Source organism: Rhodospirillaceae bacterium (assembly GCA_016712715.1).
Classification (GTDB): domain Bacteria; phylum Pseudomonadota; class Alphaproteobacteria; order Dongiales; family Dongiaceae; genus Dongia.
The window spans coordinates 701,783-728,434 of sequence record JADJQM010000002.1 but is presented as its reverse complement, the minus strand read 5'-3'; the positions used below and the strand labels follow the sequence as shown (position 1 = coordinate 728,434).

Here is a 26,652-nt window from a genome sequence, read left to right as displayed (position 1 = left end):
CCATTGTCGGTGTTTATTAACCCGGACGATTAACCCAGCATTAAATCAATGCGTCGACACTCCAACAGGCGCGCCGAGGAAACATCCGTGGGTTGACCCGACAATGCGATTTCGACTGAGCCTGGCGAAAGCCCTCATTCTGTTTGGCCTCCTCATCGCCGGCGGCTTCGCTTCCGTGCTCGTCACCAATTCGCTGGCCCTCACTGAACTCAAGGTCGGCGGCCCCCATTACCGCCAGATCGTGCTCGGCAAGGATCTCATCGCCGACATCCTGCCGCCGCCGGAATATGTGATCGAGGCCTATCTCGAGGCGACGCTGGCGGTGAAGAACCCCGGTGAGCTCGCCGCACACCGCGACCGCCTGGCGCAGTTGCGCAAGGATTACGATCTGCGCCACGAATACTGGCTGACCGCCGATTACGATGCGGGCCTCCGCCAGAAGCTCACCGAGGACAGCCATGCCGAGGTGGTGAAATTCTTCGCCGCCATCGACGCGCTGCTGCCCGCCATCGAACAGAACGACCAGGCCGCGATCGATGCCGCCTATGACGCGGTGAGCAGCGCCTATCAAGCGCATCGCAAGGTGGTGGATGAAATCGTGGCCGGCGCCAACGCCGCCAATGCCGAGACCGAGAGCATCGCCGCCACCACCGATGGCAGCTATACCGCCATCGTCTGGACCGTCGCCATCGTCGTGCTGATGCTGGTCGCCGGCGGCATCGCCGCCATGGCGCTGGGCGTCATCCGCCCGATCATCCGCATGACCGGAACCATGACGCAACTGGCCGCGGGTCAGAGCGAGATCGAGATTCCCTCATCGGGCCGCGGTGACGAGATCGGCGCCATGGCACGCGCGGTCGAGGTCTTCCGCAACAATGCGCGCGAGAACGAAGCGTTACGGCGCAAACAGGAGGAAAGCCGCCAGCTTGCCGAGGAAGAGCTGAAGCGCGAGATGCTGCAGTTGACCGAGACCCTTGAGAACGAGGTCAAGGAGACCGTGGGCGACATCACCGTCCAGTCCAACAAACTATCCGCAAGCTCCCTGCAGCTGACGCAGACCGCCGGCCATCTGCGCGACATGGCGCAGGAGGTGAACGGCCTGGTGGCGACCACCAATCAGAGCGTCGAGACGGTGGCCAGCGCCACCGCGGAGCTGGAAGCCTCGAGCCGCTCGATCTCCTCCCAGATCGGCCATTCCACCAGGCTGGCCAATCAGGCGCGCGAAGGCGCCGAGATCGCCAACACCGAAGTGGCCGGCCTCGCCCAGACCGCGAGCCATATCGGCAATGTCGTCACCATGATCCAGGAGATCGCCGCGCGCACCCGCATGCTGGCCCTGAACGCCACCATCGAGGCGGCCCGCGCCGGCGAGATGGGCAAGGGCTTCGCGGTCGTCGCCGATGAGGTCAAAAGCCTTGCCAAGCAGACCGAGGACGGCATCGCCCAGGTCAATGCCCAGGCGGAGGCTATCACGCAATCAACCGCCAAGGCCGTGGGCATCGTCGATTCCGTGGCGGGCGGCATCCGCGATATCGACGCCGTCACGGTCGAGGTGGCGCGCGCCAGCGAGGAACAGCGCGCCGCCACCGCCGAGATCATGGAAAGCGCCGGCCAGGCCGCGGCCTCGACACGGTCGGTCGCCGGCAATGTCGCCCGCATGCTGGAAGGCGTCGAACTCACCGGCGTCACCGCGGGCCAGGTCAACGATCTCTCCGCCTTGGTCAACCGCGATATCTCCGCCTTGCAGCAGCGGCTCTATGTCATCCTGCGCTCCTCGGTCGGCGGCAATCGCCGGGGTGCCCCACGCCGCACGGCGGCCCTGGCCTTCCGCGGCGAGTTTGGTGGGCAGACCGTCAGCGGTTTCACCGGCGATGTCTCGACCACTGGTGTCCTCGTGGTGGCGGATGGCAATGCCGTGCTGAAGCCGGGCGACGGCGCTTGCGAGTTGAAAGGTGTCGGCCATTTCAAGGCGCGCCTCATCGCCCAGGATCCGCTCGGCATTCATATCCAGTTCATCAATCCGGGTGCCGCCGGGGTGGCCGCCATCGAGGCGCAGTTGCTGCAATCAGCCAAGGATGACGAGCCTTATATGCAGCTTGCCAACGATGTCGCGAACCGCGCCTCGGAGGCTCTCGAACGGGCGCTGAAAGACGGCAGCATCACGCGCGACGATCTCTTCGACGTCGAATACGAACCGATCCCCGGCACCGATCCGCAGCAGGTCATGGCGCGGCATACGAAACTCGTGGAACGCGTGTTCCCGCCGCTGATCGAGCCGCCGCTCGAGAAGGACCAGCGCCTGGTCTTCTGCTGCATCATCGATCGCAAGGGCTATATCGCCGCCCACAACAAGAAATACTCGGCACCGCAGAAGCCGGGCGAGACCGTGTGGAACACCGCCAATTCCAGGAACCGCCGCATCTATACCGACCGCGCCGGGACCCTCGCCGGCCGCGCCACCAAGACCGTGGTGCAGACCTATGCCCGCGACATGGGCGGCGGCAAATTCGTCGTGCTGAAGGAAATCGACGCGCCGATCAAGGCCGCCGGCAAGCATTGGGGCGCCGTCCGCATGGCGCTGAAGCTGTCGTAAGAGAAGGGGGTGTTTGCGCCGGGCGCGACGCCCGCTTATCCTCCCACCCATGACCGTACCCGCCAATGATGATGCCGGATTCGGCCGCCTTGCTGCCTGGCTCGCCACCGCGGCGCTGGGCGATACCGGCAAGCGCGCCGATGGATCGTCGGACAACAATCTCGGCGCCCTGCCGATGATCGATGTGTTCGCCGGTTTCTGCGACCGCCTGCACGATTGGCTCGGTCCCTTCTCACGCATCTCCTTCGGCATGGAGGTGCTGCATCCGGAACTCTCCGGCGGCACCATGTATTGGCGCGATGGCGAGATCGAGGAAGCGCAGATGATGCGCGCCGGTGTCACACAGTTGGACGGCTATCTCCGCAGCCCCGTCTATGTGGTGGAACAGACCAACAGGCCCTGGCGCTGGCGCGCGGGCGAGCCCGTCCCGGACATGCCGCTCATCCAGGATCTCGCCGCACAGGGCATCACCGACTACTGCCTCTTCCCACTACCGATCCAGGATACGTCGCGCACCAGCACCATGTCCTTTGCGACGCGGCGCGCGGGCGGGTTCGGCAATCTCGGCGGCGACGAGCAGGGCCTGGGTCTGCTTCGGCGCGTGGCCTGGCTGATGACACCCTATGTCGAGCGCGTGGCGCTCCGCATCATCGCGCTCAACCTGCTCGACGCCAATGTCGGCAAGATCGCCGGCACCCGCGTCTATGCCGGACAGATCGACCGCGGTGCCGTCGACCCGATCGACGCCGCCATCCTCATGGCTGATCTCCGCGGCTTCACGCAGATGAGCGAGCAATTGGGTGAGATCGCCATGGTCGAACTGCTCAACCGCTATTTCGACACGCTGGGCGATGCCATCGCCGCCCATGACGGGCAGATCCTGAAATTCATGGGCGACGGACTGCTCGCGGTCTTTCCGATCTCGGGTCCGGATGAGCGCACCGCTGTCCATGGCCTGGCACTGAAGGCGGCCCAGGCCGCGCGCGGCAATCTTGCAACCCTCAACGCCGCCTTGCGCGACGAGGGGAAACAGCCCGTCGATTTCGGCATCGGGCTTCATGCCGGCACGGTCGCCTTCGGCAATATCGGCACCAAGTCGCGGCTCGACTTCACCGTCATCGGCCCGGCGGTCAACCAGGCGAGCCGTATCCAGGACCTGACCAAGGAGATGGGCGTGCCCATTCTCGCCTCCGGCGAATTCGCCGCACTGGCCGGCGAGGCCCTGCGATTTCTGGGTGCCCGAACGGTGCGGGGCGTCTCGGCGCCGATCGATATTTTTGCGCCCCGGGATATCCCGCATTGATATCCCGACTTCAGTTGTGGGCGTTTGCGCCGCATGCGGCCAAATGCCGGTTGGGCTTCGCGATGATTGCCGATTAGAGTGATTCCAGATTTTGTCGTGCCGCCGGTTGCGGCCGCAGGAGGCGAAGATCATGGACGCCATCATTCTGGCCCGGCTGCAATTCGCGGCGAACATCTCGTTCCACATTCTCTTTCCCACCATCACCATCGCCCTGGGCTGGGTGCTGCTCTATTTCAAGCTGCGCCATGACCACCTGCGGCGTAGCGATCCCACCGACGATCGCTGGATTCTCGCCTATCGTTTCTGGATCAAGGTTTTTGCCCTCTCCTTCGCCATGGGGGTCGTCTCCGGCATCACCATGAGCTTCCAGTTCGGCACCAACTGGCCGGGCTATATGGAGACGGTCGGCAATATCGCCGGTCCGCTGCTCGCCTATGAGGTGATGACCGCCTTCTTCCTCGAAGCGGTCTTCCTCGGCATCATGCTGTTCGGCTTCCGCCGCGTGCCCAATTGCGTGCACACGCTCGCCACCTTCCTGGTGGCCTTCGGCACCACCATGTCGGCCTTCTGGATCATCGCGCTGAATTCCTGGATGCAGACGCCGACCGGCCACGTGATGATCAACGGCGTCGCCCATGCCGAGGATTGGTGGGCCATCGTCTTCAATCCCTCCTTCCCCTATCGCCTCGCGCATATGCTGCTCGCCTCCGGCCTCACGGCGGCATTCCTGATCAGCGGCGTCTCGGCGCTGCGCTGGTTCTGGGGCGAGCGCTCCGACGATCTCAAGGCGGGGCTGAAGACCGGCGTCTATCTCGCCGCCCTCCTCATCCCGCTGCAGATCGCGGCCGGCGACCTCCATGGCCTCAACACGCTCGAACACCAGCCGCAGAAAGTGGCGGCGATGGAAGGCAATTGGCAGACCAGCAGCCATGTGCCGCTGCTGCTCTTCGCCTGGCCCGATATCGAGACGCGTCAGAACCATTTCGAGATCGCCATTCCCAATGGTGCGAGCTGGATCCTGCGTCATGGCGCCGAGGGCGTGGTGCCCGGCCTCAACGACTTTGCCGGCGAGCATCCGCCGGTCCTCCCCCTGTTCTTCGCCTTCCGCATCATGGTCGGCCTCGGCCTCCTCATGCTGGCGGTGTCCTGGGTGGCGGCCTTTTTCCTGTGGCGCGGGCGCGAGCTGCCGCGTTATCTGCAGCGCACCCTCATCGCCATGACCTTTTCCGGCTGGGTGGCAACCATCGCCGGCTGGTACGTGACCGAGATCGGCCGCCAGCCCTACCTCGTCAGCGGCATCCTGCGCACCGCCGATGCGGCGAGCGCCGTGCCGGCACCGATGATCGGCCTCAGTCTCGCCCTCTATCTCATCGTCTATACGGTCCTCATCGTCGCCTATATGGGCGTCATCACCAACCTTGCGCGCAAGGCCGCGCGGGGTCAGAAACCCTCACCCGATGCGCCGGTCGAAGCCGGCACATTCGCCGCGGCGGAGTAGGCACATGCTCGATCTCTTCGGCGATCCCCGGATCTGGCTGCCACTGGCCTTTGCCGGCCTCATGGGCCTCTCGATCCTCATCTATGTCGTGCTCGATGGTTTCGATCTCGGCATCGGCATGCTGTTCGCGCTGGCCGATGACGGTGAACAGGACCGCATGATGGCCTCGATCGGGCCGTTCTGGGACGCCAACGAGACCTGGCTGGTGCTGGCGGTGGGGCTGCTGCTGGTGGCCTTCCCGGCGGCCCACGGCATCATCCTCGGCGCCCTCTATCTGCCGGTGGCGCTCATGCTGATCGGCCTCATCCTGCGCGGTGTCGCCTTTGAATTCCGCGCGAAGTCGGAGGGGCGCGCCAAGCGCCGCTGGAGCCAGGTGTTCATCCTGGGCTCGCTGATGACCGCCCTCACCCAGGGCTACATGCTGGGCGTCTATATCATGGGTCTCCGCCAGGATGCGGCCGCCATCGCCTTCGGGTTCCTCACCGCGATCTGCCTCGTCGCCGGCTACATGCTGGTCGGTGCCTGCTGGCTCATCATCAAGATGGAAGGGCCGCTGCAGCACCGCGCCATCGCCTGGGCCCGGCGGGCACTCATCTTCGCCGCCATCGGCATGGGAGCGATCTCGGTCGCCTCGCCTTTGGTCAGCCCCCGCATCTTCGAGAAATGGTTCGGCGGTCCCGCCATCCTGGTGCTGGCCCCCCTCCCCATCGGCTCCGCCATCATCTTCATCGGCCTCACCGTGCTCCTGCGCAACCTGCCCGATGCCGCCGACCGCTGGTGCCGCCTGCCCTTCATCGCGGTGACGGGCCTCTTCGCGCTCGCCTTCGCGGGCCTCGCCTATTCCTTCTATCCCTATGTCGTGCCCGACCAGCTCACCCTCTTCCAGGCAGCGAGCGCCCCCGAAAGCCTGCTGGTCATCCTCTTCGGCGCCCTGTTCGTGCTGCCGGCGATCATCGCCTATTCGGCCTTGAGCTATCATGTCTTCCGCGGCAAGGCGACGCCGCTCAGCTACGACTAACCCATTGATATAACATATTTGCTGCGCAGCATAAATGCGCTGCCGGCGCGGGCCCTGAACTGATCCCGCCGCCATCCCGTATCGAGCACAGGACCAGATCGGAACAGGAGAGGCGGCATCATGGGCACCACCCTCATCTTCGGCGGCACCGGCGGCATCGGCGCGGCCCTTGCGCGCAGGCTGGCCTCGGCCGGGCGCAAGCTCCATCTCGTCGCCCGGGACGAACAGCGCCTCGGCGCGCTGGCCGGGGAGCTTGGCGCCGGCCACAGCCTCTGCGACGTGACCGACCCCGCGGCGATCCAGGCCTGCATTGGCGCCATCGAGGGGCCGTTGGATGGGCTCGCTTATGCCGTGGGCTCGATCAACCTGAAGCCATTGGCACGCCTCAGCCCCGACGACATGCTGGCGGCCTACCGCCTCAACGCGCTGGGGGCGGCCCTTTCCATCCAGGCCGCCTTGCCGGCCCTCAGGCAAGCGGGCGATGCCGCGATCCTGCTCTTCTCGACCGTGGCCGTGGCCCAGGGTTTCCCCAACCATGCCGCCATCGCCATGGCGAAGGGCGCCGTCGAGGGATTGACCCGGTCGCTGGCGGCTGAACTCGCACCCCGCATCCGCGTCAATTGCATCGCCCCCTCGCTCACCCGCACGGCATTGGCCGAGCCGCTGCTTGCCAATGCGCAGATGGCGGACGCCATCTCAGCCATGCATGCCCTGCAGCGCCTGGGCACACCCGATGACATCGCCGCCATGGCGGCCTTGCTGCTCTCACCGGAGAGCGGCTGGATCAGCGGCCAGGTGATCGGCATCGATGGCGGCCGTTCGTCTTTGCGCGCCAAGGGATAGCGCGCGCCCTGCTTACGCCTTGGCGAAGGCCACGGCGACGAGGATGACAAGATCGAGCGGCCCCGGCCCACCGCGCGGTTTGAGATCGGGCAGCAGCGGCAGCATCAGCCAATTGCAGACCTTCTGATTGAAGCGCGGATCGAAATGCGCAACGCTGCCCTGCTGCGGCCGGCGCGTTTGCGCCACCGCCGCATAATGCTGTTCCCAATAGCCCGGACTGCCGGGAATGCGCAGATCCTCCAGCCAGCGGCCGGTGAAGTCGATCCCGAAGCGGTCCTCGAGTACACTGCCGGCCAGGCGATAGTAGAAGCGCCTCGGGCCTTGATGCACTTCGACAATGGCAAGATGGCTGAGCCAGGGCTTGAGGATTTCAGGCCCGAAGGCACTGTGCGGTGGCAGCGCGTTGCCGCCGCACAGCTCATCCCATATCAGCTGCAAACCATCGAGACTGGGAAGTGGTGGCATGATCCTGGATCTGGCTGGTGGCGCCCGCCCACAGCATAGACCAGCGCGCGCGGGGTGGGCGATGAAATCGCCTGTCCGGAAACAGGAGAATGTCAGGGGCGGATCATCTTATCGGCGCCGTGAACGGGATTGGTTCCCACCTGCGGAGTGCCGCTAGCCATCGGCACCGACAAAATAGAAGGCGTTCGTCAGAGACGAGGACTCCCAGGGCAGTTGGTTCTCGGATGTGGCCTCCATGACGCGATTGCGCACATGGCGAAAGACTTCCTCAATCATCTGGCCCGGCTTCACCATCTCGGCCGCCAGCGCCTCGGCATAGGGCGAATTCAAGCCATCGCTCTGCCTTGCAAATCCCCCCGGCGCCGTCGAATAGGCGATGAAGAATCCTGGTGGCGCATCCGCTGTTCTCCGGCCGATGCTCCTGCCGAACGGGTTGTCGCGGTTCGCATCGAGGATCACAATTCCGGTGCTGATGCCGGCATGCGCCATCTGGTTCAGGACGGTTTCGGCGGAGATCGTGTTGATCCCGAAGTCAGCCTCCTGCAGGATCGCCGTATGGAGCGGCACCAGATAGTCATGCCCGTCGACCTGTGCGCCGCCACCGACATAATAGAAAAGGCCGGTGGTGGTGGGGCCTGCCTTCCCCAGCGCATCGCCAAACTGTGCGATGGCGCGCGTCATCTCCTGCTGGTCGACATCGCTGACTAGCGTCACGGTGAAGCCGGTCTTCTCCAGCGTGGCCGTGATGAGCTTGCCGTCAGGGACCGGGTTGGCGAGCTGCGGCAAGCCATCCTCATAGGCACCGTTGGCGATGACCAGGGCGAGGCGCGGCTCGGCGAGAGCAGGCGAGAGTGCTGCCACCAACATCGCCATCAGCAGCAAAGCATATCGCACGACACGGACAAGCAGGCGCATCTGAACCCCAGGCTGAAATCGACCCCCAAGTCAAAAGCCTATGCCTTGGTACGTGGATCGACAATATCCCAGATCCGCCAATGGATCGCACGAGTGCTAACGACCCCGACGCAGCCCGGGACAGGCGCTTTTATCCCGTGCTAGCGTCCGACAATTGCAACATCGATCTGCTAGGGCTGTTCATCGATATCCAACACATCGGGGGGATCCACCATGCGTTTCACACTTCTGCCGGCCGTACTCGCACTCTCATTCCCACTGGGCCTTGCCGCCGCCATCTCGCCGGCCTCGGCCGAAACCGAGCTCACCATCATGAGCTACAATGTCTGGGGCGGTGGCGGCAATGAGCAGAAGCCGATCGACGAGACGGTGGCGGTGATCAAGGCCGCCGGCGCCGATATCATCGGCATCCAGGAAACGCGGCTCGAGGCCGATCCCTGCACCGCCGATGTCTGCCCGCCGGCCGGCGAGAGTGTGGCCAAAGCCATCGCAACGGCGCTCGGCTATCACTATTACGACCAGACCAAGGTCAATGACGCGCTCTGGGCCAATGCCATCATCAGCCGCTATCCGATAGGGCAGGCGACCCCCAACGATCTCGGCGTGGTGCTCGATGTCGATGGCCGCAAGGTCTATGCCTTCAACATCCATCTCGATGATTCGCCCTACCAGCCCTATCAATTGCTCAACATCGAATACGGCGCCTTCCCCTTCCTGAAGACCGAGGCCGAGGCGGTGAAATTCGCGACCGACACGCGCGGCCCCGCCCTGAAGCTGTTGTTCGAGGATCTGAAAAGCGCGGAAGGGGCCGATGCCGCCTTCATCTTCGGCGATTTCAACGAGCCCTCGTTCCGCGACTGGACGGCGGAGACGGTGAAGGCCGGGCACAATCCCATCCCGGTCCGATTCCCAACCACGGCGGCCATTGAGGAAGCGGGCTTCACCGACACCTACCGCGCGGCGTTCCCGGATCCCGTGGCCAAGCCCGCTTACACCTGGACGCCGACCTCGGAGCCCAGCGACCCCGAGGATCATCACGACCGCATCGATTTCGCCTTCGCCCGCGCCAAGGATTTGAAAGTGATCAGCGCCGCCATCGTCGGCGAGAAGCCGGAGACAGCCGAGATCGTCGTCACCCCCTGGCCGTCCGATCACCGCGCCACGGTGGCAAAAATCGGATTCTGAACTGCGCCATTCCCCTCCCCCTGAAGGGAGAGGGGTTTCCGTCAAAAGGTGACAGCCCCTAGCTCCGCGCCATCCCGGCGCGGATCTTCGCCATCATCGCCTCGAGAGGGAAGGGCTTGGCGATCATGTCCATGCCGGGGGCAAGGAAGCCGCCGCGCGTGGCGGCATGTTCTGCATAGCCGGTCATGAACAGCACGGGTAGATCCGGCCGGCCGGCGCGGCCGATCTCGGCCACCTCGCGGCCATTCATGCCGGGCAGGCCGACATCCGAGATGAGGAGGTCGATGCGCGCATCCGAGCGCAGGATCGGAATGGCCTGCTGCCCATCCTCGACGATGATGGCGCGGTAGCCCAATTCCTGCAGCAGATCGCCGATCAGCAGGCGGATGGCGGGTTCGTCTTCCACCACCAGCACCGTCTCGTCCTTGCGGCCCGTGGCATCGGGTGCGCCCGGCAGGCTCACCGGCGGGACCCGGGCCCAGGGGGCGGCCTTGCCGGGTGCCGCCGTGCTGCGCGGCAGATAGAGCTGGACCGTGGTGCCGGCGCCCGGCGCGCTCATCAGGGCCACATGGCCGTGCGATTGCTTGGCAAAGCCGTAGATCATGGAGAGGCCGAGGCCGGTACCCTGGCCGATCGGCTTTGTCGTGAAGAAGGGATCGAAGGCGCGCTCCATCACATCCTGCGGCATGCCGACCCCGCTGTCGGTGACATAGATCGCGACATAGTCGCCGGGAACGAGATCGGCCTCTTTGCGCGCGTCGTCGTCATCCAGCGTCACGTTACGCGTCTCGATGATGAGTTCGCCGCCCGCTTCCATGGCGTCGCGCGCATTGAGGGCGAGGTTGAGGACGGCGCTTTCCAACTGGTTGGCATCGCATTCCGCCGGCCACAGATCAGGGGCAAGGCGCGTCTGCAATTCGATGTTGGGGCCCAGCGTACGGCCCAGCAATTCCCGCATGTCCGTCATATGCGCGTTGACGTCGATGGGCTTCGGGTCGAGGGATTGGCGGCGTGAAAACGCCAGCAGCCGCTGCGTGATGCCGGCCGCGCGCTGGGCCGATTGCAGCGCCCCGTCGAGGAAGCGATCGATCCCCTCGAGCTTGCCGCTGGCGATGCGACGCCGCACCATTTCCATGGCGCCGGTGATGCCCTGCAGGATGTTGTTGAAATCATGGGCGACGCCGCCGGTGAGCTGGCCCACCGCTTCCATCTTCTGCGCCTGGCGCAACTGCGCCTCGGCCTCGGCCAGCCGCGCCTGGTCGCGCAACTGGTCGGTGACGTCGAGCGCGTATTGAAAGGCCCCGGTCAGGGCGCCGCTGCGGTCGCGCACCGCGTTGTAGGTGAGCTGGTAGGCGGGCGATCCCTCGACGGCCGCATCCTGCTGGTGGATCAGGGTGAAATGCTCGCCGGCCAAAGCCCGGCTCCAGCGCTCGCGCAGGATGGCGCGGTCGGCCGGCCGGTGCTGCAGCAGATCGAGGATGTTGTCGCCGACCTTGGGCCTGACGCCATAGAGCCGCTCGAACTTCTCGACATGGGCCGAGTTGAGCGCCATGAAGCAGAAATTGGGATCGATCGCGGCAATCGGCGCGCCGGTCATCTCGAAGATGTCGGCCCACAGGCGCCGCGCGGTCATGGCCTTGGCGACGCGCTCTTCCAGCGTCGCGTTGAGCTGCGACAAGGCGGCCTGCGCGGTCTTCTGGTCATCGACATCGGTGTTGGTGCCGATCCAGCGCAACACGCGCCCTTCCTTGGCCAGTACCGGCAGGGCACGGGCCAGGAACCAGCGATAGGCACCGTCGGCGCGACGCAGGCGGAACTCGACCTGATAGAGCGATTTCGTCAATTGGGCCTGCTGCCAGGCGGCGGCGGCCACGACCGCATCCTCCGGATGGATGATGCTGAGCCAGCCATCGCCATCGAGCGCACCGGGTTCGACGCCGGCATAGTCATAGGTGCGCCGGTTGAACCAGTTGTGGCGCCCCTCGGCATCGGCGGCCCAGGCATGGTTGGGCACGGCCTCGGCCAGGGTGCGGAATTCGCCCTCGCTCTTCAGGAGGTCGCTCGCCACTTGCTTGTCCGCGGTGATGTCGATGAAGAGGGCGGCGAAGCGATCCTCGCCCAGGGCGCGGGCGCGCATCTCGAACCAGCGGTTGCCGGCGCTGGGGTCGAACAGCTCGAACTGGCGTGACTGGGTGCCGGCCAGCACTTCGGCATATTGTGCGAGCACCATGTCGGTATCGGTGCCGGGGAAGACCTCGTGCAAGGTCCGCCCGACCGCGTCGAGGGCACCGGTCAGGGTCTGGAACGCCGGATTGACGTCGAGAAAGCGGATGTCGAGGAGACGGCCCGACCCGTTGCGGATAGCCTCGGCGATGAAGAAGCCTTCCTGCATTTGGTCGAACAGGCCCGTCCAGCGCCGCTCGACGCGCTCAAGGGCCGCCGCCGTGCGCAGGCGTTCGGTGGTCTCGGTGACGATGGCAAGGACGCCTGCCGGCCGGCCGCTCTCATCCAGCACGGGCGAATAGTCGAGGTTGAACCAGCTATCCTCGTCGGCGCCGGCTCGGCGCAGGACAAAATGCTGGTCGCGAAAACTCTGCGAACTGCCGGCAAGTCCCGATCGCAGCACCCGGCCGTTGAAGTCGGCCGCCTCCGGCCAGGCCACCAGCACGGATTGACCCAGCATGGCGGGATGGCGGGGCCCGCCGATCGCGGCATAGCCGTCATTGTAAAGCAGCCAGCCCGCCTCGCCCCACATCAGGGTCATCGGCACCGGCGATGCCAGCACGATGCCGAGCGCGCATTTGAGGCTTTGGGGCCAGGTGGCGATGGCGCCGAGCGGATGCCGACCCCAATCCCCCGCCATTTCCCTGGCGCGGATCAATCGGCCCAGTTCGCCGCCAGGCGGCAGGCCGAAGGCCGGAATCGCCTCTTCTGCCCCGCGTTGATATTCCCCGCGTTGATCCTCCCCGCGTTCATCCTCCCGGCGCTGATCCCCATCTTGCTGATCAATGGGGACGGCCATCGTCCGCGGCGTTGTCGTCATCGTCATGAAGCCTGTTCTAGAAGCGGCGCATGCCTGGTTCCGCGCACGGAAAGCATGCGCCAGCCGGGGCAAAGCCATCAGCAGCCCCGCAGGTGCAATGCGCCGTGGGCGATTTGGTTCCCGGCCGGGCAAATCGGGCCCCGCGAAGGGCCCAGCGAAGGGCTCAGCGCCCGGTGTTGGTGGGTGGGAAGAGCCCTGCCAAAGCCCCCAGCAGCTCGCCTTCCAGATAGGGTTTGGTCAGGATCGGCACGCCCGGGAAGTGCTGCTGCAGGCCCGCTTCCCGATGGCCGGTGGCAAAGATGAAGGGCACGCCGCGCCGCTGCAGCTCGCGCGCCACCTCGCCGCTGTTCTGCCCATCGAGACTGGCATCCAGGATGGCGATGTCGGGCTTTCCCCCGGCAAGCTGCGCCAGCGCCGCGTCGACCGATGCGGCGCTGCCGGCAACGTTCATTCCGGCCTCCGCCAGCACCTCTTCCAGCACCAGGGCGATGAGGGCGTCATCCTCGACCACCAGAACGCTCTTGCCGGTGAGGATCCCGAGATCAAGCCCGCCCACGCTGTTCACAGCGTGTCGTCTGGCGTGAAGTTCATGGCAACGCCATTGATGCAATAGCGCAGATGCGTGGGTGGCGGCCCGTCTTCGAACACATGGCCGAGATGGCTGCCGCAGGTCGCGCAATGCACTTCGGTCCGCGTCATGAACAGGCTGCGATCGACGGTCGTGTCGATCGAGCCGGGGACGGGATCGTTGAAACTCGGCCAGCCGGTGCCGCTCTCGAACTTGGTGCCGGAGATAAACAGTTTGCTGTCGCAGCCCGCGCAGGAAAACGTCCCGGCGCGCTTCTCATAGTTGAGCGCGCAGGAACCCGGCCGCTCGGTGCCGTGGCCGCGCATCACGTGATACTGCTCGGGTGTGAGGCGCGCCCGCCATTCGGCGTCGCTCCTGGTGACGGGGAAAACCGCGTCGGATGTCGTCTTGGTCTGCATCGGACCCTCCATCGCGTTAACATGGCGATGCCGCTCGCCTAAAGCAAGGAATGCCGGTCCGGGATCATCGGTGGGGATATAGCTGCGGGCGCCCGATGGGGATGGCATCAGGCGCCCGCGATACGAAGCAGGGATGGGGACGGTTGGGTGAGCCCCGCTTCATGTGACGGACCTTACCCCCGGCGGCGGGTGTCGTCTGTGATCCGGGTCACAGATGAGCGGGGCGCCGGGGGGTGGTCGGAAGGGGCGGCCGCCATCGCCACCGGCTTTACAGTTTCCCCGCCATCACCTACCTCGCCCCCGGTCACACATCCATGCCGTATCGGCGCAACATCTCGGCATAGCGGGGCGAGGCTTTCAGCGCGTGGATGGCCTCGTCGAACCGGGCCATGTCCTTGAGAGCCGGCGAGCGTTTGCCGATGAGGAGATGCCAGTCGACGCGTTCGATCACGGTCGGCAGCTCCACCACCTCGGCGGCGTTGGGATCGCTCTTCAGGATCCAGTTGATCTGCGACGACATGTCGATGATGACGTCGCCGCGCCTGGCCAGCAGCATGCGCACCGTGCCGATGGTGCCGCTGGCATGTTCGGTGCGGATGCCGCGGCTCTCGACGTTCCGTTTGATCCAGCCATTGCCGGTGAAGGCGATGACGGTGACATCGGCGCGGGCGAGATCGTCGAGCGACTTCACCGCCATCAGGCGGTCGAGCGCCGGGTTGTCGCGGCGGGCGAACATGGTGATGGGGCCGGTCATCAGCGGTTCCCTGCTGGGGACCGCGTAGCCGAGGCGCGCCGGGGTCACCACCAGGCACATGCCGTCCGCTTCGCCGCTTTCGACTTCGAGCTGCACGCGCGGCAGCGGGCGGGGCAGCGGGCGGAACACATAGCCGCTGCGCTCTGCCACCTCGGCCATCACATCGACCAACAGCCCCTGCATGCGTTGATCGTCGTTCTGCCAGGAACTGGGGGGCGATTTGTCGGGATAGGCGATTCTGAGCAGGCGTGCCGGATCGACGGCCGGGTTTTCGGCCAGCGCATCCGCCCCCAAACCCAGCAGATTGCCGAGGGGCAAGGTCCCAAGCAGCGTGGCACCGCCCAGCAGGAAACCGCGTCGATTCATGAAAGCCACACTATCTGCGCTGCCTTTCCGATTGCTTAATAAATTCGGTTGCCGCGGCGTCCGGTGGCTGATGGCTGGCGGCAGATGACATATTTCTACCCGGATGATATTGACAGGCTGTTTTTACCCGGGTATTAAGCGCCATGCCCTATCGGAAAGAAGCCGCCATGATCGACGCCCCCAGCTGGACCGCCTTTACCGGCACAGACCGCCTCATTACCGCGCCCCTCAACGAGGTGGCATTGGCGGTCAAGCGCGCCTTGGCGGCGCGGCCGGACGCCGTCATCCTGATCTATGATGATCGCACGGGCCGCGCGATCGACCTCGACCTGCGCGGCGCCGAGGCCGACATCAACGCGCGCTACGGCGCTCAGCCGGTTGCCCTCCCGGTCGCTGAACCGGAACCGCGCGGCCGCGGCCGGCCCAGGCTCGGCGTGGTGGCGCGCGAAGTGACCTTGCTGCCGCGCCATTGGGACTGGCTGGCGACGCAGCAGGGCGGTGCCTCGGTGGCCCTCCGGCGGCTGGTCGAGGAGGCCCGCGGCAAAGGCGGCAACCGGCAGCGTCGCCGCGCCGCCCAGGATGCCGCTTATCATTTCATGTCGGCCATGGCCGGCGACCTGCCCGGTTTCGAGGAAGCGATCCGCGCCCTCTATGCCGACGACCGCGCGACCATGGTGGCACGGATGGCAGGCTGGCCCGCCGATATCCGCGACCATGCGATGAAGCTCGCCGATGTCGGCGCCTGATCTCGACGCCTGGCCAAGGCTTGGTGATTTCATGGCCGGCATGGCGCCGGCGAAAATCCGCAGGCTCTGGCAACAGGATTTTGCGCGGGCGATTTCCGAGAGCGCGGCTCGGGGCCGCTTGCTGGAGATCGAGGCGGCCCTCGGCTCACTCGGCGATGAAGCCTGGGCCGCGCTTCGGCAATCCGTGCTGGGCCAGATCCATCGGCGCGATCCCCATCATGGCTGGCCGCAAGCCCTCGACCGGCTTCGCGAAGCCCATGCCTATCAATATCTGGTTGGGCGCGGCTGCAAGGAGATCGACTTCGTCCCCGCCACCACGGCCACCAAGACACCGGATCTGCGCGCAGCCCTGGGCGGTGCGCAGATTCTATGCGAGGTGAAGGTCATCAAGGTCTCAGGCACCGCCCCGCTGTCACCAGCCTTCTGCACGAAACTCGCCACGCGGCTGGCAGAGGCAAGCGCGCAACTGCGCTCGGTGCCGGAGAGCGGGACGGCGCAGCTTCTCGTCTACATCATTCTCGTCTTCGCCGAGACGCCGCCTGACCTCATCGTCGGCCACACCCGGCAGGCGCAAGCCTTCGCCGCGACAATGCGGCCGCCGGATGTCGAGATCGTCTTTCATGTCCCATGACGCGTTACTCAATGTGAACGAGTCTCGCACCGAGCCTGATGCATTGAGCCCGGCGGCATTGCAAACTTTCACAACACGTCACGACCGGGGAAGTGGCCGCGCATGTCATTGCAATCGTTCACAGCGCGCATACGAAATAGACGAGCCTTCAATCGGGCGCGCAGTGTGTGGGCAATCGTGGCCATCTGTATCGCGACGCCCACGATAATTGTCTCGTTGTCCTATCTGATATGGCTCGGCACGATCCTGGGACACTGGCTGTATGGGCGCACCGGTTACGGCATAGCCCCGGAGGTCTATAGCGAAACCGGGATGACGATGAGTATCGGATTCTTCCAGCTGTTCGTCCTGTACATCGGCATCTTCGGGCAGATACTGATTCTGCCCGCAGCGGTTCTCAATGCGCTTACCATCGAGCTCTTCGTTCGTCATCAGGGCCCGGCATGGTTGATATCCATCGGCTCTGGCTTTTTCTTCGGCGCGCTGGCCGGCGGCCTGCTTGCCGCACAGATGTTGGTCGACGATGCCTTTATCGGAGCAACGCTCTATCTCGGCGGCCTCGGGGCGCTGATGGGTCTCTATTATTGCTGGCTGACGGGCCCGCAACCAGGGCCGGCCTTCTGAACGGAGCTGCGATTGTATCAGACGAATAAGTTGTCCCCAGGAACAGGCTTCATCTCAGCGACAATTCCTCGATCTCAAGATAGACGATGACCTTGTCGACGGTGACGCCGTCGCTGGAGAGCGGCAGCATCAGCGTTTCCGAATCCCGCATCAGCCCGCTTCTGGCAAGCGTGCCGGCGCGGTCATAGACCAGCAGTTGCGCGTCGACCACCAGGCGATAGTTTTCGAGGACCTCATCCAGGGTCGGCCCGTGATAGCCCTCCTCGACGGTCTTTCCCGTGACGTCGCTCGCGCGCAGGGCGACCGAGCGCGAGCCGACCAGGCGATAGGTGAGCGTCCGTGGATGGTGCGTGACATCGACCAGGATGATCCCGGGCAGCCATTCCTTCATCTCGAGGGGATCAAAATCGGCCCGCGACGGCATGCGGCGCCCCAGCCGCTTCGCGTCCCAATGGCGATAGAAGGACGCCACATGAACGCTGCATTGCTCGAGGAAATCGACCGATGTCAGGCGCGGATATTGTGTGCCATGGCCGGGCGCGGGGCGGTTGGGCGGCATGTTCTGTTCCAGGGATGCGCGGGCAGGCGGATGCCGCCCCATCCGCGATCATTGCAGGCGCGCCCGATCGCCAAGTCAAGCGTCGGTTGCAGGAATCACTCCACGCACATCCGGCGGTGCGGTCGGCAGGCCCGGCCACGCTGGCGCCGGGCTTGGGCTTTACCTTTGCTTAACGAGCCGGGGCGAGACTGTTGGGCCCGCCCGAAACTGCCAGCACAGGATCAAGATGGCCGAGTCCTGGGACATGTCCCTCCTCATCGATCAGTCGACCAGGATTCATGAGGCGCGCGGCAATTTCGGCAAGCATCTCGGCAAGCCCCTGCGCGGTCTCGTCGGCGATCACCTGATCAGCTTCGTGGCGCAGGAGGACCGGCTGCTGTTCCTGCGCTTCATGGCGCGGCTGCTGCTGGGCTCGGGCGGCACCACCGCCACCGCGCGCATCCACACCCCGATCATCGGCGAGAAGATCTTCGCCCTCGACGCCCAGGCGAGTGCCCGCCCCAAGACCTGGTGGCTGATGCTCTCCGCCTCCAATCTCCGCGGCTACCTGCCCTTGTCGGCCCAGGTCAGCAACGATCCGATGGCAACCGGCGACGAATTCGGCCAGCTCGCCAAGAACGCCGCCAAGCGCGCGGGCGGCAAGCTCGACGTGACCCTGTTCCATTCGAACGCCGTCACCGAGCGCAGCTTCGGCAAGATGACCAAGGAACGCCGCGCCGAGCTTGACCAGAAGATCGGCGACGCCCTCATCCATGCCAGCGACACCGGCATCGTCACCAAGCCGGAGGAAGGCCAGTATGCGGTCGTGCATGGTGGCGGCGTGTCGGCGCAGCAGATGTCGGACCGCATCATCGCCGCCGCCTCGGAGATGGATGTGAGCGCCGAGGAACTGGGCCTCAGCCGCACCACCCAGGCGCTGGAGGAGAATATCGAGGCCGAGGAGATCTCCCGCATGATCCGCGGCATGCGCCAGAAGCTCGCCGAGCGCGCCGACGATCCCGCGATCGGCACGGTGGGCTTCGCCGCCAATGAGGATGCGGAAAAGAAAGGCCTGCTGAAGACCCTTCTCTCGAAGATCCAGAAATAGGAAGCGGGGCGCAGGACCCGTCCTGCGAAGCGCCGCCAGGCGCGCAGCAGGATGGCGGAGGAAGTGGGATTCGAACCCACGATAGGTTTTACCCTATGCACGCTTTCCAAGCGTGTGCCTTAAACCACTCGGCCATCCCTCCGGATGTCGTCAAATCGGTGCATGTGCCCATGCACCGGACTGCGCGGGCGGGAACCTAGCGAAGGGTCCCATTTCTGGCAAGGGCGGATCGCGCACGGGCCCCTTTCCCGCGGCAAAAGGCGGCAATTATCTTGATTCTGATCGAAAAAATGCCGGGGCGGGCGCAGTTTTGCCGCTCTCCCGCTCGACCGCCAAGGGCCGCTCGTGCATAAATCGACCCCATGAACCCGATCCGCGTCACCGCTTTGGCCATCCTCGCCGCCGCAGCCTTGCTGCTGGTGCTGGACGTCATGCAGAACCTGCTGTCCAACAGTTGGAACGGCATGGCCACGGGCTATATCTGGTCGATGGTCTGGCCGGCGAGCCTGCAAGGTGTGCAGCATTTCATCGAGGGCATCTCGGTCACCCTGTGGCAGCGCATATTGCTGCCCATCCTGATGCTGCCGGCCTGGGTGCTGCTGTTCGCCATCGGCATCCTGATGCTGGTCTTCGGCAAGCGTGGCGAGGATTAGGCCGAGCTATTCGTGGATCTTGAGCGCCGCGATGAAGGCTTCCTGCGGGATCTCCACCTTGCCGAACTGGCGCATCTTCTTCTTGCCCTCTTTCTGCTTGTCGAGGAGCTTGCGCTTGCGGCTGGCGTCGCCGCCATAGCATTTGGCCGTCACGTCCTTGCGCAGGGCGGAGATGGTTTCGCGGGCCACGACCTTGCCGCCGATGGCGGCCTGGATCGGGATCTTGAAGAGCTGCCGCGGGATGAGGTCCTTCAGCTTCTCACAAAGCACCCGGCCGCGGCTCTCGGCCTGTGATTTGTGGACGATGCAGGAGAGCGCATCGACGGGATCGTTGTTGACGAGGATGTTCAATTTGACGAGATCGCTCTCCTCATAGCCATCGAGGTGATAGTCGAAGCTCGCATAGCCGCGGCTGATCGACTTCAGGCGGTCGTAGAAATCGAACACCACTTCGTTGAGGGGCAGGCGATAGACCACCATGGCGCGGCTGCCGGCATAGGTGAGGTCGATCTGCACGCCGCGGCGTTCCTGGCAAAGTTTCAGGATCGAGCCCAGATATTCATCGGGCACCATGATGGTGGCCTTGATCCACGGCTCCTCGATCTTCTCGATCTTCACGATGTCCGGGAAATCCGCCGGGTTGTGCAGCTCGATCAAATCGCCGTTCTGCATATGGATCTTGTAGACGACCGAGGGCGCCGTGGTGATGAGGTCGAGGTTGAACTCGCGCTCGAGCCGCTCCTGGATGATCTCGAGATGCAGCAGGCCTAAGAACCCGCAGCGGAAGCCGAAGCCCAAAGCCGCCGAGGTTTCCATCTCATATTGGAAGCTCGCATCGTTGAGGCGCAAGCGCCCCATGCTGTCGCGCAGGGTTTCAAAGTCCGCGGCATCGATCGGGAAGAGGCCGCAGAACACCACCGGCACGGAAGGCTTGAAACCGGTGAGCGCCTCGGCGCAGGGCTTCCGATCGTCGGTGATCGTGTCACCGATGCGGCAGTCGGCCACCGCCTTGATGCCGGCGGTGATGAAGCCCACTTCGCCCGGCCCGAGTTCCCCGGTCATGGTCTGCTTCGGCGTGAAGCAGCCGACCCGGTCGATTTCATAAACGGCGTTGGCGGCCATCATGCGCGCCATGGTCTTCACCTTCACCACGCCGTCGATGACGCGCAGCAGGATGACGACGCCGAGATAGGGATCGTACCAGCTGTCGATCAGCATGGCTTTCAACGGCTTGTCGCGGTCGCCCTTGGGCGGCGGCAATTTGGTGACGATCGCTTCCAGCACACCCTTGATGTTGAGGCCGGTCTTCGCCGAGATCTCGACCGCTTCCGAGGCGTCGATGCCGATCACGTCCTCGATCTGCTGGCGAATGCGCTCGGGCTCGGCGGCGGGCAGGTCGACCTTGTTCAAGACCGGCACGATCTCATGGCCATGCTCGATGGCCTGGTAGACATTGGCGAGCGTCTGCGCTTCCACACCCTGTGAGGCGTCGACCACGAGCAGCGAGCCTTCGCAGGCGGCAAGACAGCGCGAGACCTCATAGGCGAAATCGACATGGCCCGGCGTGTCCATCAGGTTGAGCTGATAGGTCTCGCCATTATCGGCCTTGTATTGGAGGCGCACGGTCTGCGCCTTGATGGTGATGCCGCGCTCCTTCTCGATATCCATGCTGTCGAGCACCTGCTCGGTCATCTCACGGTCGGTGAGACCACCGCAGGCCTGGATCAGCCGGTCGGCGAGCGTCGATTTGCCATGGTCGATATGGGCAACAATCGAGAAATTGCGGATATGCGCGAGATCGGTCATTTGGCCCATGGAAGTAGGGGAATGATGGGGGGTTCGGTCGCGGCGCAAGATAGGGGTGGGGCCCGGTATAATCAACCAGCGAAAGATGATGCTTTTCCAGGCACTTACCCGCTCCAAACCCCTCCCCCCTTCAGGGGGGAGGCCGGGAGGGGGGCCGCCGGTCTCGCTTTCCCCGCCTATTTAGGTGCCCCCCATCACAGTCCCATGCATCGGCCGCGAACATTCCTGGCCGCCCGGCCGACCAAACTCCTGAAGGCGCCGGCTTCTGCCCCGCCAACAAACGAAGGAGTACTCAGATCATGAAGACTTCCCTGTTGAGCGGCGCCACCATTTTCACCCTCGCTGTGCTGCTGTCGGGCTGCGTCGCCCAGAGCGGCGGCGGCAATATGAACAGCGCCAACAACCCGCCGCAGCAGAACCCGCAGCCCCAGCCCGATCCCCAGGATCCAAATCAGGGCGGCAACGGCTACATGCCCCTCAATCCGGGCCTGGTCGAAGCGCTCAACCCGCAGCCCAAGCCCGAGATCAACCCGAACAATGTGCCGATCCTGGTCGAGAAGAAGCCGGTCATCAATCCGGGCGACCCGGTGATCGTCACCCAGAAGCCGATCTTCGTGCAGAACCCCGCGACCAATCCGGTCAAGGTGAAACCGGGCCAGATCAATATCGGCCAGCAGCAGTTCGGCCAGCAGAACAGCGGCAAGCTCAACGGCGGCTTGAACAAGAAACCGATCATGATCCAGCCGTAATCCTTTTATCGTCATGGTACGCGAAGGCGTACCATGACGAACGGGGTTACACCCCCACCCGTCGATCAAAATCCGCCGCCAACGCGTTCAGTGCCGCTGCCGCATCCCCGGCAAAACTCGGCCCATGCATCAGCGCCAGGCGCTGCGGCTTCAGCTCGGCCAGGCGCCGTAAGGTTGCCCCTGAACTGGGGGCGAGGCTCGAGGCGTGGAACATGTCTTCGCCGGCGATGGCCGGCCCCACGATATCGCCCGAGGTCAGCGCCGGCCCGTTGCCCACCTGCGTGAAAAGATCGCCGCACAGCAGGGTCCCGCTCGTCTCCTCATGCATCACACCCGCTTCCCAGCCATGGGGCACATGGGGTGTGTCGAACCAGCGCAGCCGCTTGCCGCCGATATCCAGCACCTCGCCATCCGCCAGCGGTCGCGGCGCCCGGTCGGCCAGATCATTGAGCGACACGAAGCAGGCGGTCCGCCCATGCACCACTTCCGCGCGGGGTGCGATGCTCAGCCACGCATTCATGGCGCCGCATTCATCGGCCTCGACATGGCCGAAGCTGATCCAGCGGAGGTCTTCGGGCTTCATCACCTTGGCGACCGCCGCTTGCACCAGCGGGAACATGCGGCGGGGACCGGTATGGAACAGCAGCGGTTCATCGCCTTTGACCAGGAACTGGTTGAAGACGAAGCCCGCCGGCGGGGCGATTTCGGCCACGAAGGTGGACAGACGGTAGATGCCGTCGGCGATCTCGGTGACGTTGGTGTCCATGACTCATTCCTCATCAGGTTGGCCCGCTTCCATCCAGGCCCGCTCTTTTCCAGACTGGGCATGAAATGATTTGATTGCACGCCGCTGTGTATCTAAACTGGCCCGGCCTGTCAATATTAGAAAAACACTAGTGTGCAGCGAAATATGAGCAAGAGTTCCTTACCCAAGCGCGCGCCCAAAAAACGCCCCTATGAACAGAAGCTGCGTGCCGAGCAGGCGGCCGAGACCAGGCAGCGCATCGTCGAGGCGGCCCTCCATCTTCATGGCACGATCGGCCCGGCCCGGACCACGGTCAGCATGATCGCCGACCGCGCCGGCGTCCAGCGCCACACCTTCTATGCCCATTTCCCCGACGAGACCGACCTCTTCCTCGCCTGTTCCGGCCTCCATCAGGAACAGGACCCGATGCCCGATGCGGAAGGCTGGCGCGCGGTCGCTGACCCCAAGGCGAGATTGATGAAGGGCCTGGGTGCGCTTTATGACTGGTACGGCCGCAACGCCCGGCTCGTGGCAGCCGTCCTGCGCGATGCCGAGCACCACCCGGTGACCGCCGAGACCATCGCCCACCGCATCACCCCGCACCTCAACCGGATGGCGGAGATCCTCAGCGACGGCATCCCAGCCCGCCAGCGCCCGCTCCTGCATCTGGCGATGAGCTTCCACACCTGGCGCAGCCTGGTGCAGGAAAGCGACCTCAGCCACAGATCCGCCCTCACCACAATGTCCCGCGCCATCTTCGGCGAATGAGCGGGCAGGCTCGGTCCAATCCCTCCCACCTTCAGGGGGGAGGAGAAGCGCAGCACGCCGCGCCTGATCGCATCCTTCATCGTCATGGTCCGCGAAGGCGGACCACCCACGAGTTTGTCGGCAACATGAAGAAAGCACCGTGGGTCCTCCGCCTTCGCGGAGGATGACGAGTGGGGTAGCGCCCTCGATACAATCCCTCCCATCTTCAGGGGGAGCATAGCCGGCACACCATCTTGCCAAACGCGGCTCGGCTCACTACCTGACTCTCGCGCCGGTTGAGCAACATGGTTCGGGCGCAGGCAATTCGGAGTGCACGGTGCAGCGACTTTGGGGGCGGGTCTGGGGTGGGGTCGTATCGGGGCTCTATCACCTTTCCGGCTGGGTGCTCGGCATAGCGGTCTTCGGGATTGTCTTTTACTGCTCGGACAAATACCTGGGCATTGCCGACTGGCTAAACTTCTTTCTGGCATTGCTGATGGCTTCGGCCATCGTCGGTCTGGCGGCCATTCCATTTGAAGGACGGCGACACCGGCGTTTTTGGAACACGTTCTTCCAGGCGATGCGCTTGCCGTCGGCACCCCTGTCCCTTGCGACCGATGAGCCGGGACCATTCGTTGAGGCCTGGGGCTCAATGCTCTGGGTTCCGGCGGCTGGTGTACGCCTCAATGCCGACGACACAGCTCTACACCTCGCCAGCTTTGATCTTTGCCATGAAGTCTCGCTGCCGACCGCGATGATTTCGCAGGTCGAGTTCGACCGGGGTGACGGGCCGCCGAAGCGGCGACATGAAGGCATGAACTGGAAGCGTGAATGGCTGGGCATGCCCTTCGCACCAACCGTTTATCTGGGTATCAGATGCGCGCCCGACGACGAGTTGGTGGTTTATCCGCTATGCTTCCATCCCGATCTTGAGTCGCATGCGGAACAGCTTTATGCGCGCTTGAAGAAAGCGCTGCTGTCCGTGGAGAAGCCGGCGCTCTATCCGCTCTCGGCCGAGGTGTTGGATAAAAAGCTGCCACCGAGTTTCGCGCCTCGCAACCTGCGCACGCATATCCTGCAGCGCTTCTGGCCGGACTACCGCCCGACCACCTGGCGCGAGTGGTTCAACAGGTGATCAGGTCCTTCCTCGTCATCCCCGTGTTGTTGAGGCGCGTTTGTTCTGGCGCATGAGGGAGGCTGCCAGAAATGCCAAGGCCAGGATCAAGACAATGAATGCGCCCCAAGCCCAGGCATAAGCGGTCTGTGCCTTGTCGGCCATGTAGCGCGTCGGGTCCTGCTGGGCGTCAATAACTTCGGCTCGGCCTGAATGCTTGCCCGGCGCCCAGCCGACAGGGATCAGCGTTCGCCCGTCTTTGTCCAGTGACGCGACAATCGTATAGCGGGTGCCGACAGGCCAGATTTCCAGACGCCACCCGTCACCGGCAATTCTGCGCGAAGATGCTGACATTTGCACCGTGGCAAGCTGTGGCGATATGGCATAGCCCATGATCTGCGCTGTCGTCGCACCCCATTCTGTGCAGTTTCGATAGCCCCTCTTTGACTTGCGACAATGCCGCGCCTGCAGAGCACCATCCACCAACGGGCTTATGGCACGCAGCGCCTCAGGTGGGAGATCCATCGCCGACTTCGTAACCCGGCCGGTAATGGCGATCACCCGGCCGGTTTGCCGCTCGACATTCAATGCGTAGGCCGAGAGCTCGGCCTCGGGTTGCAGGTCAAGGTGAAAACTATAGCGGTTCAAGGCATAAAACATGATCGCTGCGGCAATGAAGGCGATGATGGCGCACAGGTCGCGCAAGGTATTGCGGCCACGCGATGCAAACCGGCCAGCCCGTCCCTTCATCCCCGCAACACAAAATCCCGCAAGGCCGCATCGACCTCCGACTCCACGCCGAACCAGGCCTTGAAGCCGGGCCTTGCCTGGTGGAGCAGCATGCCGATGCCGTCCACCACCGCATTGCCGCGCGCGCGGGCTGCAGCCAACAGATGGGTTTCCAGCGGCACATAGACGATGTCGTCGACCACGGCGGTGATGGGCAGATGCCGCAGGTTGAGTTCCAGCGGTGCTTGTCCCGCCTGGCCCAGTTGCGTGGTGTTGACCAGCAGGCCCGCCCCCTCGAGGGCCGCTTCGCGCAAGGTCCAGTCGATGACCTCGATCCGGCCGCTGATATCGCCGCCCAGTTCCCGCGCCAGATTGTCGGCGCGTGACGCCGTGCGGTTGGTGAGGATCACCTTCGGCACACCGGCATCGATGAGCGCCACGATGATGGCGCGTGAGGCGCCACCCGCCCCCAGCACCACGGCGGGGCCAGCTTCCGCCCGCCACTGCGGCGCGCTCGTCTTCAAATGCTGCAGGAAGCCGTAGCCATCGGTGTTATCGCCGAGGATCGTCCCATCCTCGCGCACGATCAGCGTGTTGACGGCGCCGATGCGCCGCGCGACATTCGACAGCTCATCGACCGCGGCCAGTGCCCGCTCCTTATGCGGCAGCGTGATGTTGCCGCCGCGAAAGCCCAGCTTCGGCAGCGCGCGGATGGCGTCCACCAGATTTTCCGGCCGCGTCGAGAACGGCAGATAGGCACCGTCGATGCCGTATTTCGCCAGCCAGAAACCATGGAGGCGAGGCGATCTGGAATGGTTGATCGGCCAGCCGAACACGCCGGCCACCAATGTCTTTCCGGTGAGGGTCTTGGGATCGTCGATCATGTCGGCAACATGCCATGCTGGCGCAGGATCGCCAAGACCGGCAGCAAAGGAAGGCCCAGCACGGTGAAGAAATCGCCGCGCACGCGCGAGAACAATTGCGCCCCCAGTCCTTCGAGATGATAGGCACCGACACTCAAAAGCACATCGGCGCCGATCGCACCCAGATAGCTGTCGAGATAGGCATCCGTGAAATCGCGCATGGTGAGCTCGGCGCGGTCGACATGATGCCAGATCCGCACCCCGTCCTTCACCAGCACCGCGGCACTCACCAGATGATGCTGGCGGCCACGCAAAGCAATGAGCTGCGCGCGGGCGGCGGCGAGATCCACGGGCTTGTCGAACCAGATGCCGCCGCATTCCAGCATCTGGTCGGCACCCAGCACGTAACGGCCGGCTTCCTGGTCCATCATCTTGCGGCTCACCGCCAGCGCCTTCATTTCACCGAGGGCGATCGCGGTATCCTCGACACCGACACCTTCGCCGCGGTAGCTGGCCTTGATCTCATCCTCGTCGAGGCGCGGCACGGCGATGTCGAGGGCGACACCGGCATCGCGCAGCATCTTGGCACGGGCGGTGCTGCCGGAAGCAAGGATGAGCGGCGCTGCCAT

Annotated in this window: 26 protein-coding genes and 1 tRNA gene; 14 read left to right on the top strand and 13 right to left on the bottom strand. The window is 64.5% G+C overall.

Annotated features, from left to right (window positions below; all coding sequences use genetic code 11):
- Window positions 1–103 precede the first annotated feature (103 nt).
- The 5 genes from IPK59_14180 (at window position 104) to IPK59_14160 (ending at window position 7,255) form a co-directional block, all read left to right on the top strand.
- The gene (locus tag IPK59_14180) at window positions 104–2,593 is read left to right on the top strand and encodes a methyl-accepting chemotaxis protein (GenBank protein ID MBK8159855.1); all 2,490 of its coding nucleotides are present in this window, start codon (window positions 104–106) and stop codon (window positions 2,591–2,593) included.
- A 49-nt stretch (window positions 2,594–2,642) separates the two neighbouring features.
- Entirely contained in the window at window positions 2,643–3,896 is a 1,254-nt protein-coding gene (locus IPK59_14175) for an adenylate/guanylate cyclase domain-containing protein (GenBank protein MBK8159854.1), read from the top strand.
- 130 nt (window positions 3,897–4,026) lie between these two features.
- Window positions 4,027–5,394, top strand: coding sequence for a cytochrome ubiquinol oxidase subunit I (locus IPK59_14170; protein ID MBK8159853.1), 1,368 nt, complete (start codon window positions 4,027–4,029; stop codon window positions 5,392–5,394).
- A 4-nt stretch (window positions 5,395–5,398) separates the two neighbouring features.
- Entirely contained in the window at window positions 5,399–6,412 is a 1,014-nt protein-coding gene (locus IPK59_14165; protein MBK8159852.1) for a cytochrome d ubiquinol oxidase subunit II, read from the top strand.
- 120 nt (window positions 6,413–6,532) lie between these two features.
- Window positions 6,533–7,255, top strand: a complete 723-nt coding sequence (locus tag IPK59_14160; protein ID MBK8159851.1) for an SDR family oxidoreductase — start codon at window positions 6,533–6,535, stop codon at window positions 7,253–7,255.
- A 12-nt stretch (window positions 7,256–7,267) separates the two neighbouring features.
- Here the strand turns inward: IPK59_14160 and IPK59_14155 are convergent, their stop codons facing one another.
- A complete protein-coding gene (locus tag IPK59_14155; GenBank protein ID MBK8159850.1) occupies window positions 7,268–7,720 on the bottom strand; it encodes a PAS domain-containing protein in 453 nt (150 codons plus the stop codon).
- Window positions 7,721–7,873: 153 nt separating this feature from the next.
- Window positions 7,874–8,635, bottom strand: a complete 762-nt coding sequence (locus IPK59_14150) for a caspase family protein (protein ID MBK8159849.1) — start codon at window positions 8,633–8,635, stop codon at window positions 7,874–7,876.
- Window positions 8,636–8,848: 213 nt separating this feature from the next.
- Here IPK59_14150 and IPK59_14145 point away from each other — a divergent pair, with 213 nt between their 5' ends.
- The gene (locus tag IPK59_14145) at window positions 8,849–9,820 is read left to right on the top strand and encodes an endonuclease/exonuclease/phosphatase family protein (GenBank protein ID MBK8159848.1); all 972 of its coding nucleotides are present in this window, start codon (window positions 8,849–8,851) and stop codon (window positions 9,818–9,820) included.
- Between the two features lie 58 nt (window positions 9,821–9,878).
- Here IPK59_14145 and IPK59_14140 read toward each other — a convergent pair whose 3' ends face one another.
- The 4 genes from IPK59_14140 to IPK59_14125 form a co-directional block, all read right to left on the bottom strand.
- The gene (locus IPK59_14140) at window positions 9,879–12,869 is read right to left on the bottom strand and encodes a PAS domain-containing protein (GenBank protein ID MBK8159847.1); all 2,991 of its coding nucleotides are present in this window, start codon (window positions 12,867–12,869) and stop codon (window positions 9,879–9,881) included.
- 157 nt (window positions 12,870–13,026) lie between these two features.
- Window positions 13,027–13,428, bottom strand: coding sequence for a response regulator (locus tag IPK59_14135; GenBank protein MBK8159846.1), 402 nt, complete (start codon window positions 13,426–13,428; stop codon window positions 13,027–13,029).
- Entirely contained in the window at window positions 13,425–13,850 is a 426-nt protein-coding gene (gene msrB / locus IPK59_14130) for a peptide-methionine (R)-S-oxide reductase MsrB (protein MBK8159845.1), read from the bottom strand. The genes IPK59_14135 and msrB overlap by 4 nt, the downstream gene beginning before the upstream one ends.
- 304 nt (window positions 13,851–14,154) lie before the next feature.
- On the bottom strand, window positions 14,155–14,970 hold the full coding sequence (locus IPK59_14125; protein MBK8159844.1) for a transporter substrate-binding domain-containing protein: 816 nt from the start codon (window positions 14,968–14,970) through the stop codon (window positions 14,155–14,157).
- Between the two features lie 167 nt (window positions 14,971–15,137).
- On the opposite strand from IPK59_14125, the gene IPK59_14120 reads away from it, so the two are divergent.
- The 3 genes from IPK59_14120 to IPK59_14110 all read left to right on the top strand — a co-directional run bounded on the left by IPK59_14120 (window position 15,138) and on the right by IPK59_14110 (window position 16,971).
- Entirely contained in the window at window positions 15,138–15,716 is a 579-nt protein-coding gene (locus IPK59_14120; GenBank protein MBK8159843.1) for a DUF2239 family protein, read from the top strand.
- Complete coding sequence (locus IPK59_14115) at window positions 15,703–16,347, top strand: hypothetical protein (GenBank protein MBK8159842.1); 645 nt, start codon at window positions 15,703–15,705, stop codon at window positions 16,345–16,347. Before IPK59_14120 ends, IPK59_14115 begins: the two co-directional genes overlap by 14 nt.
- 102 nt (window positions 16,348–16,449) lie before the next feature.
- On the top strand, window positions 16,450–16,971 hold the full coding sequence (locus tag IPK59_14110) for a hypothetical protein (protein ID MBK8159841.1): 522 nt from the start codon (window positions 16,450–16,452) through the stop codon (window positions 16,969–16,971).
- A 49-nt stretch (window positions 16,972–17,020) separates the two neighbouring features.
- On the opposite strand, the gene IPK59_14105 is transcribed toward IPK59_14110, so the two are convergent.
- On the bottom strand, window positions 17,021–17,530 hold the full coding sequence (locus IPK59_14105; protein ID MBK8159840.1) for a PAS domain-containing protein: 510 nt from the start codon (window positions 17,528–17,530) through the stop codon (window positions 17,021–17,023).
- 226 nt (window positions 17,531–17,756) lie between these two features.
- Here IPK59_14105 and IPK59_14100 point away from each other — a divergent pair, with 226 nt between their 5' ends.
- On the top strand, window positions 17,757–18,617 hold the full coding sequence (locus IPK59_14100) for a hypothetical protein (protein MBK8159839.1): 861 nt from the start codon (window positions 17,757–17,759) through the stop codon (window positions 18,615–18,617).
- Between the two features lie 52 nt (window positions 18,618–18,669).
- Here the strand turns inward: IPK59_14100 and IPK59_14095 are convergent.
- Window positions 18,670–18,759: transfer RNA gene (locus IPK59_14095), tRNA-Ser, on the bottom strand.
- 220 nt (window positions 18,760–18,979) lie between these two features.
- Between IPK59_14095 and IPK59_14090 the strand changes: the two genes are divergently transcribed.
- Complete coding sequence (locus IPK59_14090) at window positions 18,980–19,270, top strand: hypothetical protein (protein ID MBK8159838.1); 291 nt, start codon at window positions 18,980–18,982, stop codon at window positions 19,268–19,270.
- A gap of 6 nt (window positions 19,271–19,276) precedes the next feature.
- Here IPK59_14090 and lepA read toward each other — a convergent pair whose 3' ends face one another.
- Window positions 19,277–21,076 carry an elongation factor 4 gene (lepA, locus tag IPK59_14085; protein ID MBK8159837.1) on the bottom strand — a complete coding sequence of 600 codons (1,800 nt, stop codon included), beginning with the start codon at window positions 21,074–21,076 and terminating at the stop codon, window positions 19,277–19,279.
- Between the two features lie 299 nt (window positions 21,077–21,375).
- Between lepA and IPK59_14080 the strand changes: the two genes are divergently transcribed.
- Window positions 21,376–21,825 (top strand): hypothetical protein, encoded by a 450-nt coding sequence (locus tag IPK59_14080; protein ID MBK8159836.1) that lies wholly within the window; start codon window positions 21,376–21,378, stop codon window positions 21,823–21,825.
- A gap of 46 nt (window positions 21,826–21,871) precedes the next feature.
- On the opposite strand, the gene IPK59_14075 is transcribed toward IPK59_14080, so the two are convergent.
- Window positions 21,872–22,591 (bottom strand): MBL fold metallo-hydrolase, encoded by a 720-nt coding sequence (locus tag IPK59_14075; protein ID MBK8159835.1) that lies wholly within the window; start codon window positions 22,589–22,591, stop codon window positions 21,872–21,874.
- A gap of 144 nt (window positions 22,592–22,735) precedes the next feature.
- Between IPK59_14075 and IPK59_14070 the strand changes: the two genes are divergently transcribed.
- Both IPK59_14070 and IPK59_14065 read left to right on the top strand, forming a co-directional pair.
- Window positions 22,736–23,338: a TetR/AcrR family transcriptional regulator gene (locus IPK59_14070; GenBank protein MBK8159834.1), complete on the top strand. Its 603-nt coding sequence runs from the start codon at window positions 22,736–22,738 to the stop codon at window positions 23,336–23,338.
- 316 nt (window positions 23,339–23,654) lie between these two features.
- Window positions 23,655–24,452, top strand: coding sequence for a hypothetical protein (locus IPK59_14065; GenBank protein MBK8159833.1), 798 nt, complete (start codon window positions 23,655–23,657; stop codon window positions 24,450–24,452).
- Window positions 24,453–24,467: 15 nt separating this feature from the next.
- Here the strand turns inward: IPK59_14065 and IPK59_14060 are convergent, their stop codons facing one another.
- Genes IPK59_14060 through IPK59_14050 form a run of 3 tightly spaced genes read right to left on the bottom strand, consistent with a single transcriptional unit; the run spans window position 24,468 to window position 26,652 of the window.
- Window positions 24,468–25,181 carry a hypothetical protein gene (locus IPK59_14060; GenBank protein MBK8159832.1) on the bottom strand — a complete coding sequence of 238 codons (714 nt, stop codon included), beginning with the start codon at window positions 25,179–25,181 and terminating at the stop codon, window positions 24,468–24,470.
- Complete coding sequence (locus IPK59_14055; GenBank protein ID MBK8159831.1) at window positions 25,178–26,044, bottom strand: shikimate dehydrogenase; 867 nt, start codon at window positions 26,042–26,044, stop codon at window positions 25,178–25,180. Before IPK59_14055 ends, IPK59_14060 begins: the two co-directional genes overlap by 4 nt.
- On the bottom strand, window positions 26,041–26,652 hold the full coding sequence (locus IPK59_14050) for a Maf family protein (protein ID MBK8159830.1): 612 nt from the start codon (window positions 26,650–26,652) through the stop codon (window positions 26,041–26,043). Before IPK59_14050 ends, IPK59_14055 begins: the two co-directional genes overlap by 4 nt.

Bases quoted from the DNA above. Each gene is read 5' to 3' on its own strand.
- IPK59_14180 (MBK8159855.1), top strand. From the start codon at position 104: ATGCGATTTCGACTGAGCCTGGCGAAAGCCCTCATTCTGTTTGGCCTC.
- IPK59_14175 (MBK8159854.1), top strand. From the start codon at position 2,643: ATGACCGTACCCGCCAATGATGATGCCGGATTCGGCCGCCTTGCTGCC.
- IPK59_14170 (MBK8159853.1), top strand. From the start codon at position 4,027: ATGGACGCCATCATTCTGGCCCGGCTGCAATTCGCGGCGAACATCTCG.
- IPK59_14165 (MBK8159852.1), top strand. From the start codon at position 5,399: ATGCTCGATCTCTTCGGCGATCCCCGGATCTGGCTGCCACTGGCCTTT.
- IPK59_14160 (MBK8159851.1), top strand. From the start codon at position 6,533: ATGGGCACCACCCTCATCTTCGGCGGCACCGGCGGCATCGGCGCGGCC.
- IPK59_14155 (MBK8159850.1), bottom strand. From the start codon at position 7,720: ATGCCACCACTTCCCAGTCTCGATGGTTTGCAGCTGATATGGGATGAG.
- IPK59_14150 (MBK8159849.1), bottom strand. From the start codon at position 8,635: ATGCGCCTGCTTGTCCGTGTCGTGCGATATGCTTTGCTGCTGATGGCG.
- IPK59_14145 (MBK8159848.1), top strand. From the start codon at position 8,849: ATGCGTTTCACACTTCTGCCGGCCGTACTCGCACTCTCATTCCCACTG.
- IPK59_14140 (MBK8159847.1), bottom strand. From the start codon at position 12,869: ATGACGATGACGACAACGCCGCGGACGATGGCCGTCCCCATTGATCAG.
- msrB (MBK8159845.1), bottom strand. From the start codon at position 13,850: ATGCAGACCAAGACGACATCCGACGCGGTTTTCCCCGTCACCAGGAGC.
- IPK59_14125 (MBK8159844.1), bottom strand. From the start codon at position 14,970: ATGAATCGACGCGGTTTCCTGCTGGGCGGTGCCACGCTGCTTGGGACC.
- IPK59_14120 (MBK8159843.1), top strand. From the start codon at position 15,138: ATGATCGACGCCCCCAGCTGGACCGCCTTTACCGGCACAGACCGCCTC.
- IPK59_14115 (MBK8159842.1), top strand. From the start codon at position 15,703: ATGTCGGCGCCTGATCTCGACGCCTGGCCAAGGCTTGGTGATTTCATG.
- IPK59_14110 (MBK8159841.1), top strand. From the start codon at position 16,450: ATGTCATTGCAATCGTTCACAGCGCGCATACGAAATAGACGAGCCTTC.
- IPK59_14105 (MBK8159840.1), bottom strand. From the start codon at position 17,530: ATGCCGCCCAACCGCCCCGCGCCCGGCCATGGCACACAATATCCGCGC.
- IPK59_14100 (MBK8159839.1), top strand. From the start codon at position 17,757: ATGGCCGAGTCCTGGGACATGTCCCTCCTCATCGATCAGTCGACCAGG.
- IPK59_14090 (MBK8159838.1), top strand. From the start codon at position 18,980: ATGAACCCGATCCGCGTCACCGCTTTGGCCATCCTCGCCGCCGCAGCC.
- lepA (MBK8159837.1), bottom strand. From the start codon at position 21,076: ATGACCGATCTCGCGCATATCCGCAATTTCTCGATTGTTGCCCATATC.
- IPK59_14080 (MBK8159836.1), top strand. From the start codon at position 21,376: ATGAAGACTTCCCTGTTGAGCGGCGCCACCATTTTCACCCTCGCTGTG.
- IPK59_14075 (MBK8159835.1), bottom strand. From the start codon at position 22,591: ATGGACACCAACGTCACCGAGATCGCCGACGGCATCTACCGTCTGTCC.
- IPK59_14070 (MBK8159834.1), top strand. From the start codon at position 22,736: ATGAGCAAGAGTTCCTTACCCAAGCGCGCGCCCAAAAAACGCCCCTAT.
- IPK59_14060 (MBK8159832.1), bottom strand. From the start codon at position 25,181: ATGAAGGGACGGGCTGGCCGGTTTGCATCGCGTGGCCGCAATACCTTG.
- IPK59_14055 (MBK8159831.1), bottom strand. From the start codon at position 26,044: ATGATCGACGATCCCAAGACCCTCACCGGAAAGACATTGGTGGCCGGC.
- IPK59_14050 (MBK8159830.1), bottom strand. From the start codon at position 26,652: ATGGCAGCGCCGCTCATCCTTGCTTCCGGCAGCACCGCCCGTGCCAAG.